General features: G+C 59.9%; 14 protein-coding genes. 9 read left to right on the top strand and 5 right to left on the bottom strand.

The features are described from left to right. Positions 1–246: 246 nt before the first annotated feature. The 5 genes from CXY72_RS19510 to CXY72_RS20625 all read left to right on the top strand — a co-directional run bounded on the left by CXY72_RS19510 (position 247) and on the right by CXY72_RS20625 (position 3,971). Positions 247–393, top strand: a complete 147-nt coding sequence (locus tag CXY72_RS19510) for a hypothetical protein (protein ID WP_158252510.1) — start codon at positions 247–249, stop codon at positions 391–393. Positions 394–462: 69 nt separating this feature from the next. Continuing rightward, entirely contained in the window at positions 463–2,070 is a 1,608-nt protein-coding gene (locus CXY72_RS06980; protein WP_104126967.1) for a multicopper oxidase family protein, read from the top strand. Positions 2,071–2,093: 23 nt separating this feature from the next. Continuing rightward, a complete protein-coding gene (lepB, locus tag CXY72_RS06975; RefSeq protein ID WP_104126966.1) occupies positions 2,094–2,585 on the top strand; it encodes a signal peptidase I in 492 nt (163 codons plus the stop codon). 390 nt (positions 2,586–2,975) lie between these two features. After that, complete coding sequence (locus CXY72_RS06970; protein ID WP_104126965.1) at positions 2,976–3,650, top strand: haloacid dehalogenase type II; 675 nt, start codon at positions 2,976–2,978, stop codon at positions 3,648–3,650. A 102-nt stretch (positions 3,651–3,752) separates the two neighbouring features. Further along, on the top strand, positions 3,753–3,971 hold the full coding sequence (locus CXY72_RS20625) for a three-helix bundle dimerization domain-containing protein (RefSeq protein ID WP_370446227.1): 219 nt from the start codon (positions 3,753–3,755) through the stop codon (positions 3,969–3,971). A 25-nt stretch (positions 3,972–3,996) separates the two neighbouring features. Here the strand turns inward: CXY72_RS20625 and CXY72_RS06965 are convergent, their stop codons facing one another. Further along, complete coding sequence (locus tag CXY72_RS06965; RefSeq protein ID WP_104126964.1) at positions 3,997–4,758, bottom strand: ParA family protein; 762 nt, start codon at positions 4,756–4,758, stop codon at positions 3,997–3,999. Between the two features lie 115 nt (positions 4,759–4,873). Here CXY72_RS06965 and CXY72_RS06960 point away from each other — a divergent pair, with 115 nt between their 5' ends. From CXY72_RS06960 to CXY72_RS06945, 4 genes are all read left to right on the top strand, one after another. Continuing rightward, positions 4,874–6,238 carry a hypothetical protein gene (locus CXY72_RS06960; RefSeq protein WP_104126963.1) on the top strand — a complete coding sequence of 455 codons (1,365 nt, stop codon included), beginning with the start codon at positions 4,874–4,876 and terminating at the stop codon, positions 6,236–6,238. A 42-nt stretch (positions 6,239–6,280) separates the two neighbouring features. Continuing rightward, entirely contained in the window at positions 6,281–7,141 is an 861-nt protein-coding gene (locus CXY72_RS06955) for a hypothetical protein (RefSeq protein ID WP_104126962.1), read from the top strand. 316 nt (positions 7,142–7,457) lie between these two features. Continuing rightward, positions 7,458–10,286 (top strand): response regulator, encoded by a 2,829-nt coding sequence (locus tag CXY72_RS06950; protein ID WP_104126961.1) that lies wholly within the window; start codon positions 7,458–7,460, stop codon positions 10,284–10,286. Positions 10,287–10,290: 4 nt separating this feature from the next. Next, positions 10,291–11,193 (top strand): response regulator, encoded by a 903-nt coding sequence (locus CXY72_RS06945; protein WP_104126960.1) that lies wholly within the window; start codon positions 10,291–10,293, stop codon positions 11,191–11,193. Here CXY72_RS06945 and CXY72_RS06940 read toward each other — a convergent pair. From CXY72_RS06940 to CXY72_RS06925, 4 genes are all read right to left on the bottom strand, one after another. After that, entirely contained in the window at positions 11,114–11,875 is a 762-nt protein-coding gene (locus CXY72_RS06940; protein ID WP_199183975.1) for a TetR family transcriptional regulator, read from the bottom strand. The two genes, CXY72_RS06945 and CXY72_RS06940, sit on opposite strands and share 80 nt — an antisense overlap. 108 nt (positions 11,876–11,983) lie before the next feature. Further along, positions 11,984–13,276, bottom strand: a complete 1,293-nt coding sequence (locus CXY72_RS06935) for an ABC transporter permease (RefSeq protein ID WP_104126958.1) — start codon at positions 13,274–13,276, stop codon at positions 11,984–11,986. After that, positions 13,273–14,028: an ABC transporter ATP-binding protein gene (locus tag CXY72_RS06930; protein ID WP_104126957.1), complete on the bottom strand. Its 756-nt coding sequence runs from the start codon at positions 14,026–14,028 to the stop codon at positions 13,273–13,275. Before CXY72_RS06930 ends, CXY72_RS06935 begins: the two co-directional genes overlap by 4 nt. A gap of 124 nt (positions 14,029–14,152) precedes the next feature. Beyond that, positions 14,153–14,803 (bottom strand): MBL fold metallo-hydrolase, encoded by a 651-nt coding sequence (locus tag CXY72_RS06925; RefSeq protein WP_104126956.1) that lies wholly within the window; start codon positions 14,801–14,803, stop codon positions 14,153–14,155. Positions 14,804–14,808 lie beyond the last annotated feature (5 nt).

Below are 14,808 nucleotides of genomic sequence, written 5' to 3'. Positions count from 1 at the left end.
TCACTCCTTATGAGAATGCATGAGAAATTCACACACAAGTGCACTCTCGTCCCGGGACCTTGGAGAAACCATGATCATCCAGCCCCAATATTGGGGGTCACGAGTGATGACTTGTATTGTTCAGCGTCGGATTCAGTCCAGGTTTGTGATCACCGGATGCAGACTTCGATACAAGGTTTTCATAAGGCGGGAGCGGGACGCTTTCGGCATGTCTTCTTACCGTCCAAGGACGTTGTTTTGAGCCCGATGACCGATAACGATTCACCGCTTGGCGGTGTCGCTCGCATCACCGGGGTGATCCCGTCGATACCCAACAAAGCCATTGCGCTGGTTGTGAAAGACGACCAGAGAGCCAGACTCTCTCTCGGTACCGGACGTCACATCGTTCGGTGACACTCAATCTGGCCTCAGGTCACGAGTACTTACTGCACTTCATTAAAATCCGTTTGAAAGGACAAAAGCATGACGATTTCCCGGCGACAAGTTCTCTTGGTGGGTGGTTTGGGAGTGGTGGGAGCCGGTGTTTTATCGCTTCCGCTGCAAGACATTGAGGCAAAGTCGGCAAGTGCTCTCGATTCGCGTGAGTTGCCCCGACCGTTCCAAACACCGTTCGTTCAGGCGCCCATTTTGCGACCTGATCGATCGGATATTGACCCGGTCGATGGGGTGCCCGTGCAGTATTTCACGGTCGCGGAGGTGGCAGCCAGCGCCGCTATTCTCCCCCGGCTGAAGACCCCGATTCTTGGGTATAACGGTATTTTCCCTGGACCCACCATCAGCGTCGAACAGGGGACGAAGGCTGTGCTGCGCGTGCGTAACCAGCTACCCGCCACGCATCCGCTCGATGGACACCTGCTCTACACGTCCACTCATCTTCATGGCTCAGCATCCCTGCCGCAATTTGATGGTTATGCGAGCGACATCACGAATGTGGGTTTTCGCAAGGATTACTCTTACCCCAACTTTCAGCCGGCTCGTACCTTGTGGTACCACGACCATGCAGTGCACAACACCGCGCGCAATGTCTATTCCGGACTGGCCGCGCAGTACCACCTACACGATCCGCTTGAACGGGCGCTCCTTCCCCAGGGAGAATTCGACGTAGCGCTGACTATCAGTGACGCTATGTTCGCTCAAGACGGATCGCTGGGTTTCGACGACAATGATCACTCTGGTCTCTGGGGCGATGTGATTTTGGTCAACGGCAGGCCGTGGCCGGTCATGAAGGTCAAGAAGCGCGTGTACCGGTTCCGCATCGTGAACGCCTGCATTTCCCGATCACTGCGCCCGACCCTCAGCACGGGCGATCCCGTCACAGTTGTCGCCACCGACGGGGGGCTGATGCCGGTATCCCAGTCCGTGGCGAGCTGGCGCCACGCCCCGGCCGAGCGCTATGAAATCCTGATCGACTTCCGTAAATACGCGCCGGGCCAACGGATCGTGCTGCGCAACCTGTCGAACAAAAACAATGTCGACTACAAGTTCACGAACTCGATCATGGCTTTCGACGTCGTTCCGGACACGGTCGACACGACCGATCCCACCTGGAACACGATTCCCGCGCAACTTGCCCCCAGCGACGTCATAGCGCTCCAGCCTTCCGCGGCGACGATTCAGCGCACCTTCCGAGTGAAGCGCAAGAACGGCATGTGGACCATCGACGGCGTCACTTGGCAAGATGTTATCGCCAGCGAGTTCCGCAAAGTGGCGGCGAATCCAGACCTGAACGCGGTCGAAATTTGGGAATTTGCGAACTCATCCGGCGGCTGGTTTCATCCCATGCACATCCACCTGATCGACTTTCAAGTTCTCAGCCGAAACGGGCGGGCCCCGTTCGCATACGAGAAGGGTTCGAAGGACTTTGTGTATGTGGGTGAGGGGGAAAAAGTGAAGGTATTGATGAAGTTCGGGCCACACAGCGGTCGGTACATGATTCACTGCCACAACACCGTGCATGAGGATCACGACATGATGGTTCAGTATCGGGTTGGACCCGAAGACGCAGCAGATACCATCACGAACAATCCGATAACGGCGGCCCCGGCACAATGGGACACCGGACTAGCCTGACCCAGATGGAAGTGGGGCGTAGTATGACGGTTGGCCACCGTGGTGCGAGCGCGACGCGCGCTCGCGTCACGGTGGCAGTCATCGTGACGTTGACCTTGCTTTTAGGGTTGCGTTTGTGGGTTGTCGAACCGCTGGTCGTGTCGTCCAACAGCATGGAACCTACAGTTCTTCGCGGAAGCATAATTTTTCTGCTGAAGACCGCGCCGACAGCGGATGCTTTCACCCCCGGGCGGCTCGCGGTCTTCCAAAACCCCAAGGACGGTCACACGACGATCAAGCGAGTGATCGCTGTCGGAGGCCAGCGGGTCGATATCCGCGATGCCATCCTGTACGTGGATGGGGTTCGAGTCAGTGAACCCTTCGTGGATCACAGTCGAATCGATGGGACATATTTTGGCCCAGTCACCGTCCCGGCAGGTCACGTCTTCGTTCTCGGCGATAACCGCGCTGTATCCATCGACTCGCGCGAATTCGGCGCTATACCGCTGGAAAACTTCGACGCGTCACTATTATGATTATGGCCCCAGACCTAAGCTGACAGGCTCGTCGCCTATTTCAAATAGCTTGCAAGAATTGCGCGTTGTTCAACTCGTCGGGGAACCCGCGACGCCTCTGACGGACGCCATCGGGTAATCTGCGATCGTCGCAGCATTTGGGCAGCATTTGGGCAGCGTTTGAACAAGATTGTTCCGTTTTCTAACATGGCCAAATGATTGAAAAGCCTCGCTATCAGATCAGGGCGATGCTGGCGCCACGGATGGAGATGACCAGGCGGCGACGATGGGAGGAATGGGGGCGTTCGGTAAGATCGCAAGCACAACGCTCGTTTATCTTCGTGCTGGGGCCCAGGCCGGACCGGTCGGTTCACAGCAGCTGGTACATTGACCAACCTTGAGGAGTCCACCATGAATGCAGCCACGCCGGTGATAGTTTTTGATGTCAATGAAACCCTCTCCGACATGTCTCCGATGGAGGATCGCTTCGTAGAAGTCGGTGCTCCGGGCTACCTGGCCCGCATTTGGTTTGCATCCGTGCTGCGGGACGGATTCGCCCTTGCCGCCTCTGGGGGCAGCGTGAAATTCTCCGTGGCGGGCGCGGAGATCCTGCGAACTTTGTTCCGCGACGTTGCCCTGACCAGCACCATCGACGAGGCAATAAGCCACGTCTTGGACGGCCTCGGGGCATTGAAACTGCACCCGGACGTCGCAGACGGAGTGCGAGCGCTCAAGCATGCCGGATGTCGCCTCGCAACCCTCTCCAACGGGTCCGCGCAGCTGGCCCAGAACATGCTGACCACGGCGGCGATTCGCACTGACTTCGAGGCTCTTCTCACCGTCGAGGATGCCCCGCACTGGAAACCAGTCGGTTCCGCCTACCGGTATGCGGCGGAGGTTCTCGGAGTTCGACCAGCCGACATGCTCCTGGTCGCCGTGCACCCCTGGGACATCCATGGGGCAGCCCAGGCGGGCCTGCGCACCGCCTGGCTGAACCGAACCGCTGCACCCTATCCGAACTACTTTGCGACACCGGATTACACCGTTTCAAATCTCAGCGAGCTCGCCGAGTGCCTTCAGGCTTAGGACTCTGCGCTCGGTGAGCAAATTTAACTGTCGGCATCATCGCGCTCGACCCAGGGTGGAGATTCTGGTTATGAACAGCACGGAATACAGGCACAATGAGCTATGGACTCAAAGCAGGAAAAAAATGCGGTCGACGATATGGTTCGCCGGCTTGAGGTCAGGTATGCCGATCTGCCCCCGGATCGGGTGAAAGCGGTCGTGACGGCGTGCCACGCTTCCCTCTCTGACAAACCCATCCGGGACTTCATCCCGGTGTTGGTCGAACACGCAGCCCGGTCGCTTCTGCGCGCAGAGCGAAACGCGCCTCCACGAGCGGCCTAGCGTCGATTCGCTCTAGCGCAACGTCTTACCCACGTCGCGCGCTTACCTTGATTTTCGACGAGGCACGAACGTACCCCCAGAGCTGGGCGAATACCTGAGCGGCCTCAGTGCCCGGTGCGTATGTTCCGATCGGGGCGCGTTCGCTGCACATCCGTTCGATCACGACGGTCGCGGGAACGACGAGGTCGATCACCTCGGGGTGTTCGCGCGGCAACGCCTCCGCGGTAGAGCGGTGCACCAGTTTGCGGCGGTCCACCATCGAAAGAAATGCGAACACTTTGGGCGGCCGGTCCGATGCCGCGATGATCTCGTTGACCTGGGCCAGTGAACGTAGCGAAAGCGGTGACGGTACAAGGGGGACCACGGCAAGATCGGCCGCGTGGAGTGCGTTCTCCGCCACGAGGGACGCCCCGGGCGGGCAATCGAGAATCACGACATCGTATTGGTTCGAGATCGACTCCAGCACCTTGGCGATACGCTGCGTCGACTTTTTAGCTGAGTCAAGGAACAGGTCCAGATTTCGATAGGTGTCATCCGCTGGGAGCACATCGAGGTTTTTGTACGCGGTCGGCCGGATGACAGCATTCACGTGGCTTTTGCCCTGAATCAGAGATTCCACGCCGCCTTTGACCTTTGCCTTGACGTTGAGGAGATACGTCGCAGCGCCCTGCGGGTCCAGGTCCCACAGCAGCACTCGGCATTCGTGGGACGCCTCCCAGGCGAGATTGACCGCTGTCGTTGTCTTGCCGACCCCACCCTTGGTGCTGTACACCGCGACCGTCTTCATGACCCCATCATAGAAGTCAACCTCGTGGCGTCGTGGTATAGCGCAGATTCGACACCATGTCGCGTTGGAGGCGCCCATAGCGGCTAGGTACATGTGGTGATTTCAGCAGTGTCCCGTGCAGTTGGTTGCCGTGGCAACGTTCGGCCAGCTTGGCGCGGCGGCAGAAGTTGAGTACATGATCTCCTTCGCCGGCGGTGTCACTGTGGGAGTGCTGCCGCTGCTGGTACTTGCCGCTCTACTGGCCGGCACCTATCTTTCCAGTCGTTTCGTGGGGCGCGGCGTCTGGCAGGGCTCCTCAGCCCTCATTCTGTCGGCCGTGTCCGGGCTCACGCTCGCCATCGGAGTGACCGTGCTGGCCGCGGTGCTCCCAGTGCAGTTCCACGATCTGCAGTTGGAGATTCCTGTCGGCGCAACTTCCGCGGCATCCGTCGGTTCGTTCTTCGGCGCGCTCATCCTTGGATTCGCCGTCTCCTACGTAGCCCGGCTGCAGGCCACGGACGGATGGTCGCGTCTTCTCGTTCGCGCATCCTTGCTACCGGGGGGCACTGCGCGGATCGCGAGCCTGCACCTCGGCGCGTTCATCGCCGTGCTGGCGGTCGCGCTTGCTGTTCTGGTCCCGCTGTCCGCGGCCGACGAATATGTCGGGGTACTTCCCCTCTTTCTGCTTACCTTCGCCATCAATGCCGTCGTGATCGGCATGTTCGGCGCTTTCTCCGCCGATCTCGGTGACCTGGATCGGGTGCTGGCCAACCTGGGCGGCGCATCCAACGAGCCGGCACAGCAAAACCTCTCTGTATTCAGCGACGGTATCACCGGCTATATCTGGCTCATCGTGCTGCTCGCCCTGATTCTGGCGGTCGTCGCCTCGCTATTGCTAGCCGTTCGTCGCAATCGAGTGCGCCCGGCGCCGTTGTCGTGGCTGGCTACCATCGCTACGTACATGGTCTTCGGTTTAGTGCTGCAGCTTCTTGGCAGCGCTCTATTTACGGCGTCGATGACTGCACCGGAGAATGCCTCGGCGTCGGGAATGTTCGGACCCGCTGCGTGGACCTTTCTGATCTTCGCAATCTGGGGTGCTGCTATCGAGGCACTGACGCGCTTTGTCGCACCGATTATCTTGGCCTATGCGACGCCGGGGGTAATCGGCGCCCTCGTCAAGCTATCGGGTCAGGAACGCCTGTTGCCCGTTGTGCCGACGGCACCGCTCCTGCCGGTGGGCACCGTCGCAGTCGGCCTGCCCTTGCTTGCGACAGGGACGGCTTACAACGTCGATCCCGCCACTGCCTATCCGGTCGCTGCCTATCCCGTCACTGCCGATCTCAGCGCGGCCGGCCAGCCGGGTGCGACACCCCTCCCGTTCGCAGCCAATACCTTGTCTCCGGCCACCGCGAAGCGAGTGAAGATCGGCGCCATCGTCGTCGGTGCCGCTGCACTGCTCATCATCGCGGCAAGTGTGGCTGGCGGTATTGTGCGTTCCTAGGTCTTTGGCCCGCAGAATGTTGCGAACGCGTACCTCGACGCGTTGGAAAAGGGCAACGCCACGACGGCTCTGAAACTGCTCGGGTCCTCAGCGGATACCGGTGACGGCATGCTCTCCAATGAAATCTTCGGCCTGGCGACGAATCGCATCGAAGACGCCGCTATTTCAGATGTCACCATCACCGAGGATGTTGCCCAGATCGAGGTGCACTTTAAACAGGGCGGAGTTTCTGATACTTCCGTGCTGAAGCTCACCCGCACGAGCACCGACTGGCTGATCGCCGATAACTGGTTCATTCTGAACGCCGAGCCTGGCCAGATCGACGTCTACACACCGGCCAGACTGAATGATGTGTCGCTCGAGGCGAACGGCTTGTCAGTCGGTACAACGAAGAACGACGGGCTGACCCTTCCGGCCTTTCCCGGCACCTACGAAGTGACCATTCCAGCCACGGACTACTTCGAAGAAACATCGGTGACCTATGTCATGAGCGGGCTGCTCGGGGGGTACGGAGAGTTCGAATCGAGCGACGACGCGTTCACGGCCACCCCAACGGCGACGTACGAAGCCGCTGCCCTGGCAGCCGTGAACACACTCATCACGACCTGCCTTGCCGCAGGAGATGCCGCGTCTGACGACTGCCCGAACATGGGATACATCTCTTCGTACTACTCCAACGTGGTCTACACCCTCGTTACAGCGCCGGACCTCACCGTGGATGTGTCGTACCAGGATGGTGGCTTGACGGTCTCCACCGACACCTACGGTGTCGTGAATATGGACTACGACGTGAACTACGGGTTTTCCACCGAGGTCCGCCATGAGACCAATGAGAATCACCTCACGATCACCGCTGAAGTCAACGTCGTCGACGGCAAGGTCGTGGTGACCTCGATCTACTAACCGGGCATCAGGGCATTTGACGTTAGGGTTCGGCTTGCGCCGAACCCTAACTTTTTCGCCCGGGCCGGCATTTTCGACCACCCCCAATCAGGGGACATATGAGGGTGTCTCATGATATAGATTTAATCCAAGCGAATTCCGGGTCATCTCGCAGCATTAAAGCTCGGCGAACAAACAGACCGCGTGTCGCTAGACCGAACTGCAAGCTGATTCACGGCACGAATCGCACTTGGCGAAGCGATAGATCACAGAGGGCGTGACCGACATGACACAACCCCGCGGTGAGGACGACTCCCGAACGTCTAGTCACGACGGAATGAGCGCTGAAGAGCCGACTCTGACCAGCAACGAGTATTCGAGTGCGCAAAAGGATGTCGCCCACAAGAACATGCTGGAACAAACGGTGAGCCTGCAGCATGCCATCTTCAACAGCGCTAATTTTGCGTGCGTCGCTACCGACGCCAAGGGAGTCATCCAAATCTTCAACGTGGGCGCGCAACGCATGCTCGGTTACGCGCCCGAAGACATAGTGAACACGGGTGTACCAGGAGATATGCACGACCCCGACGAAATCATCGCGCGAGCAGCGCAATTGAGCGTCGAATTCGGCAGTAAAATCCAACCCGGCTTCGAAGCCTTGGTCTACAAGGCGAGCCGGGGAATCGAAGATATCTATGAGCTGACAACGATTCGACGAGATGGTAGCCGCTTTCCGACGACGGTGTCGGTTACCGCGTTACGTGACGGCGACGCGGAGATCATCGGATATCTGTTGATCAGTACCGACAACACATCGCGCAACCAGGCATCGATGGCCCAATCTCTTCTTGACCAACGACTGCGCGATCAACAGTTCTACACTCGGTCGCTCATCGAATCGAATATCGACGCGCTTATGATGACCGACACCAGGGGGGTTATCTCTGATGTGAACCAGCAGATGATCAAGCTCACTGGGCGCACCAGGGACGAACTCATAGGTGCCCCGTGCCGCAATTTCTTCACAGACCCGTGCCGGGCGGACGCGGCCATCAAACGTGCTCTGACCGAGAGCAAGGTAAGTGATTACGAACTGACGGTGCGCTCCATAGACGGCGATGAGACTGATGTGTCGTACAACGCCGCGACGTTCTACGATCGGGATCGAGTGGTGCAGGGTGTTTTTGCGTCGGCCCGTGATGTGACAGAGCGCAAGCGCTTCGAGCGAGCACTGCAGAAGACGAACATCGAGTTGGAACACGCCAGCCGCATGAAAACGGAGTTCCTGGCAACGATGTCTCACGAACTGCGCACTCCCTTGAACGCCATCATCGGCTTTTCGGAGGCTCTCAAGGACGGACTCATCGGGGAGATCACCGCAACTCAGCGTGAGTACATCGGAGACATTTATTCCAGCGGGCACCACCTTCTGTCGCTGATCAATGACATCCTCGATTTGTCCAAAGTCGAAGCGGGGGTAATGGACATTGAGCTGGAATCGGTCGATGTGCAGTCGCTGTTGGAGCAAAGCCTGTTGATCGTGCGAGAAGACGCTCTGGTTCATGGACTGCACCTGGTATTCGACGGGGCGAAGGATCTGGGGATGCCACTGCTCGACCGACGCAAAACCAAGCAAATCGTCTACAACCTGTTGTCCAATGCCGTCAAGTTCACGCCTGACCTTGGTGCGGTCACACTCATAGCGAGAAGGGTGCCGCGCAGCGCGGCGGGTAAAATCGCCGGCACCCGACCGGTGCATGATTTTCCGCTTCCGAAGAGCGACGTCGGTGATTTTCTGGAAATTCGCGTCGACGATACGGGTATTGGCATCTCACGTGAAAATCTGTCCAAACTCTTTCTCGCTTTCAGCCAGATCGACAGCACCTTGGCGCGCAAGTTCGGAGGGACCGGACTTGGACTCGCCACGGTCAAGCAGATGGTGGAGTTGCAGGGAGGTACGGTTGCTGTAGCCAGCGAGACCGGCGAGGGATCCAGTTTTGCCATCTGGCTTCCCCTGGGCGCAACCGATGACCAGGCGCCAGCTTGGCCAGGCGGGGAGCAAAAAAAAACGAGTTCCATCAGAATGTCGGAAGCATCGGAAACGTCGGAACCAGCTCCCGGCCCGGACGTCCAATCCATAGCTTCGGCGCATCGCGGCCTCGGTGGCGAGGCGAGTGCGGGGGGAAACGAAAGGTTGCCCACTGTCGGCGAATTGGTGAAAGCGGTGCCGGAAGAGGTCCCCACCGGAGAAAACGAGGGCGACGAGGTTGGGTGCACGCAGCAGCGCACAAGCGACTCAGGGGTGGAATCAGCGGATACGCCGACACAGATTCTTTCCGATGTGGCCGAGAGCCTTCAGCACGTGCCCGCAGGCGAGGAGTACACCGACAAGCACGTTGTTCTCGTTATTGAAGACGACGCCAAAGGGGCCGAAGTTCTGCGGCTTTTGTTGGAGGCTGAAGAGTTTCGGGTCATCATCGCGCGGAGCGGTGAAGAGGGTTTGAACCTTGCCCCGAAACAACGTCTCAGCCTCATAACCCTCGACATTCGTCTGCCGGGAATGGACGGTTGGGGTTTTTTGATTCGCCTGCACGAGTTCTCGGATCTTGCCGCCGTTCCGATCGTGATCATTGCGGGCGACACCGATGTGAGCCTGGCCTTGACGCACGGCGCGGCCGCCGTACTGGAGAAGCCGATCAGCCGACATGCGCTGCAGCAGTCGTTGCAGGCGCTCGACCTCAGCCCTGACGCTCGGCGCACCCGCTGCGTTCTGGTCGCCGACGATGACCCCGAAACTGTCGATGTGATCGCACGCTTTCTGACCCGCCCGGATTATGTAGTTGAACGCGCGTTCACGAAAGACGCGGCCATCGAGATGGCGCAACGCTTGCACCCTGACCTGGTGTTGCTCAATCTCATGATGGAAGGGTTTAGCGGCTACGAGGTTGTGTTGGCGTTGCAAAGCGATGAGACTACCGAACATATCCCCGTGTTGATCGTGTCCGGCAAGCCACTCACCAAGCAGGAATCAGCGGCGGTCGACAGCGATCCGAGCCAGCCGGTGCGCGTGCTCGGTACGGAGAACTTCAACCGAACGTCCTTCATAGCCGAGGTCAAGCGCGCTTTGCAGTCGGGCGAACTTCGCGACGACCCGACAGGTAGGTAGCGATGTGGCCAGAATTCTCATCATTGAAGACAACCACATCAATATGAAACTCGCCGCGCTGCTGGTGCGCCGGGCTGGCCACTCGACATTTGAGGCCGTCGATGCTGAGAGCGGTCTGTTGCTCGCTCGGGTTGAACTGCCAGATCTGATTCTGATGGATATCCAGCTGCCGGACATGGACGGGTTCACCGCTACTGCTCTGCTGAAGAGCGATCCTGCCACCGCCGAAATTCCGGTCATCGCCCTGACAGCGATGGCGATGTCTCGGGATCAGGACCGGGCGCGTCAGGCTGCTTGTGACGCTTACATCACCAAGCCGCTGCACTATCAGGAACTTCAGGACGCGATCAACTGGCTTCTGCCGCGGGCCGGCGACGAGGACGCGGCGGAGGAAATATATTCAATAATAGGCAACCTTTCGAGGCCGAAGGAGTCGTCTTCCGGCTTCACGCGACGAGACTGGTCAACAGTTGAGGATTTTCCCGTAGGGACACGACCGACGACACTTCGCGCCCCGGATGCCACTCGTATTCTTGTAGCTGGAGGCAATCCGACCCATCAAAAGCTCATTTTGTGGCAGCTGAACCTACTCGGATACGAGGCTGACTTACGGGACAACGGCGCTCTAGCCCTCGCACAATGGACAACGGGTGATTACCACCTGGTGATCACTGACCTCCAAATGCCACAGCTGAACGGCTTCGAATTGGCCACGGCCATTCGAGCGGCAGAGGGGCCGGGGGTACATGTGCCGATCCTGGCCATGACCGCCAGCGCGGTGCGCGGCGATGCCGACCACACCCGTGCGGTCGGCATGAACGACTACCTCATACGCCCGCTACACCTAGCCAAACTGCGGGCGGCTCTATTGAAGTGGTTGCCCCGGGAATCCGACCACGAGCAGTGACCCGTGCATCGGGCCGCACCTTCTGGCTGGGCAGGACCAGCGTGCGGCGGAGCAGCTCGACGGATCGGTTGAGCGACTCGGCCAGGGTAAGAACCACGTGCTGGTCAGCCGTGCTCGGGCGGGCGTCGGCTCCGGACTCGGGTTCACCGTCGGCGGCAGACGCGGCCTGGCACGCCTGAGCGGGAATCGATTGGATGGCCATGAAACGTTCGACGCCCACCATGGCATGCGTGAGCAGTTCGGCCTGCCCGTGGCGAAAAGCCCGGGTAACATCATTCTCGGCGTCGCCGGTGGCCCCGCGGCCGAGGCGTAGGTAGACCAGCCCGGCGACCTCGGAGATGATCCGGGTCATCCGCTCCATCTGCATCTGCATGAGCTCTGGATGCAGCCCGAAAATTCGCAGTCGGTCGGTGAAGAGGTGCTCGTCGATGCCATCACGTGGGCCGATCGCGCTCATCAGCATGAGCACATCGGGCAGCAGATCATCTCCGGGGGCGGCGATGAATGCCCGGGCCCGACTTTCATCGATGGTGGGCGAGTCTGTACCGATGATGGCAGCGTTCTTCGTGTTGAAATAGTTGAAGAAGGTGCGCTGGGAAATGCCACTCCGGCTGCAGATCATATCCACGGTGACGTTGTCGAAACCGTGTTCCAGAACGAGGCTGACGGCACTTTGTTCCACTCGCAGCTTCGTTTTATGATGCTTGTCTTCACGAGTGTGCGGGCGCACGGGTGCCTAGGTGCGTGGCGTGGGGGTGTCGGTCATGCCTCGTCCTGTTGCTCAGGGGTGCTACTCGTATCGCAGCGACTCGATCGGGTTCTGCTTTGCCGCCCGCTGAGCCGGCAGGGTGCCAGAGAGGAAGGCGATCGCCATGACCAGCAGGATGACGAAAGCCACAGATGCCGGCTCAAACAAGAGAATGTTCAATCCCGGTAACCCCGAGAGCAACCCCTGCGACAGGACGGCGCTCAAGGCGGAGCCGAGCCCGATCGCCACACCGGCACCGATGGCGCTGCCGAGGAATCCGATGACGACCGCTTCAAGGCTGAACAGGGTGTAGACCTTGCCGCCGCTCATGCCCATGGCCTTCATCAGGCCGATCTCACGGGTGCGCTCCTGCACGCTCATCAGCAGGGTGTTGATAATGCCGAATGCCGCCGCGATCAGAGCAATGACGGCGAAAGCGTTGAGCACCCCGACGATGCCGTTGATCACCGTCTGCACGGCGCCCAGCTGGTCTGCGATGGTGCGCGCGGTGTAATTCTGGGTGGCGAGGTCAGCTTTGAGGGCGGTGACAGCATCCGCTGACAGGCTTGTGTCGAAGTGAGCCACAGCTACGCCGTAACTCGTGACGGCGGTGGCGATGCCGCCGGACTGCGCGTCGGCCAGCGCGGCAATCAGCGCGTCGTTGGCTCCGGCGCCCGCAGCAAGCAGGCTCTCGAGCGAGACGCCGACGACGGTGGCCTGCACGGTGTGCTTCGCGCCGAGAATGTCGGTGATGCCAATCGACACGGATGCCCCCACCGCGTCGTCCGCCGACGCGAACCCGAGCGGGGTCACGAAGGTGTCAGGCAGTACGAGTTGCGCGTCACTGGCGCCGCCGTCGAGTTGCGCACCAGCTGTGAGGTCGGCCGTGGTGACGGCGGAGGTGGCGTTGATGCTGAACTCGTACTGCGAACCGGTGCCGGACTCGATGTAGTCGGGCTGAACTGCGCGAATCGGATCGACCGACACAATGCCCGCGGTCTCGCCAATCTTGGTGAGGTCGGAGTCTGTCAGCGCTTTGGTTGTCGTGCCGGGCGGACCCTGTTGGCTGGAGACAGAGGCTGAACTCTTCGGGTCGTACTTGACCGGGCCGTCGCCGGCTGTCGTGGCGTCAGTCGCCTGCGTGATGATAAACACGTCGGGGGAGCCGAGGGCGCCTACCTGAGCGTCGACATACTGGCTGACGCCGGCGCCGACGGCATTGGTGAGTGTGAGAGTGAAGGCTCCGACGAAGATGGCCAGAACGGTCAGCGTCGTGCGAAGCTTGCTGCGAAAAGTGTTGGAGATCGCGGTGGTGACGAGGTCTTGGGCTCTCATGCTGCGCCTCCGGCGGTGGTCAGCGCTTCGGGGGTGTGCAGCGCGTGCGCCCCGGTGTGCATCGGACCGGCGTGAGACACGACCAGTCCGTCGCGAATATAGATCTGGCGGTCGCAGCGGGCGGCGAGTTCCTCGTCGTGGGTGACGATGACGAGCGTGATGCCCTGGCTGCGATTGAGCTCGAACAGGATGTCTTCGACTACGGTGCCGGTGGCGGTGTCAAGGTTTCCGGTGGGTTCGTCGGCGAAGATCACCCGTGGTGTATTCACCAGGGCGCGACCGATCACGACGCGCTGCTTTTGGCCGCCCGACAGGGTCGTGGCCTTGTTGCTGGCTTTGTCGGCCAGTTCGAGCTGTTCGAGAACTTCCATGCCGCGACGGCGACGTTCCTTGACGCCCATGCCGGCAATCTTGAGCGGCAGAATGACGTTGTCGAGCACGCTCACGTTGGGGGTGAGAAAGAACTGCTGAAAGACGAAGCCGAGCTCCTTGTTGCGCAGCTCGTTGACCGCGCGCTTGGAGAGTGACTTGGCGTCTGCGCCGGCAACCTGTAACGACCCCTTATCGGGCTCGTCGAGCAGGGCGAGCAGGTGCATGAGGGTCGACTTACCGGACCCGCTCTTTCCGACGATCGCCACGGTCTCCCCGGTCTTGATCTGAACGGACACCCCTTTCAGCGCGTCGAACCGGCTCGTACCCGACCCATAGGATTTTTCCAGGCCTTGTGCATCAATTACCCACTCGGAGTCCATCGCGCATCCCTCGCTCCTGGTGACCTCACAGGCCACACGTGCAATAACTGCACTCTAAATTGCAGTCACTGCACATTTACTGACAGCGGGCCGTTTCCCAGAGGATGCTGCGCCCCTAGTCGGTCTACAGGTCAAGGCTGTCGCCCGGTTCAAGGGGAAAAAACTCACCACCGCTGAGTTGGGTGACATTCTGGAATCTCGCATTGGACAGGTCTTTCCCGGCGCGAGAGAGCAGCATCTCATGGGTGGGAAAGCTGCGCTTGGGTTTGATCGCGAAAATATAGTCCATCGCCTCGCTGATTTTCATCCATGGCGCCGCGGCCGGAACGGCGAGCGTGCCGACCTCGACCCCCTCGGGAATGGTGAAAGCGTCACCGGCGTAGTAGAGCTCGTCATTGACGAGAACTCCGACGTTGTCGATAACCGGGATCGATTCATGGATCACCGCATGGGTGGCGCCGAAGAAACGCAGGGTGAACGGGTCGACTCCTATCACGTCACCGGCCTGCACCGTCGTGATTTCGAGATCAGCGTTGAAAGCGGCAATGGCGCGCGTAACGCCAGCCGGCGCAAAGATGCGCAGATCGGAGTTCATTTCGATGATGCGGCCCAGTTGTTCCGGGGTCCAGTGGTCGGCGTGTTCGTGGGTGATGACTACGGCCACGGTGCCGGCCGTGCGCGAAAGTGCAGTGGTGAACGAACCCGGGTCGATGTAGAGCTTCTTGCCGGCGAGTTCGATGATCAGGGCAGCATGCTCCAGCTTGGTCAGTTTCATGCCCT

The sequence above is a fragment of the Cryobacterium sp. Y57 genome (assembly GCF_002929505.1).
In the GTDB taxonomy this organism is placed as follows: Bacteria; Actinomycetota; Actinomycetes; order Actinomycetales; family Microbacteriaceae; genus Cryobacterium.
Note: the sequence above shows the minus strand (reverse complement) of the source record. Positions and strands in the feature narration are given on the sequence as shown.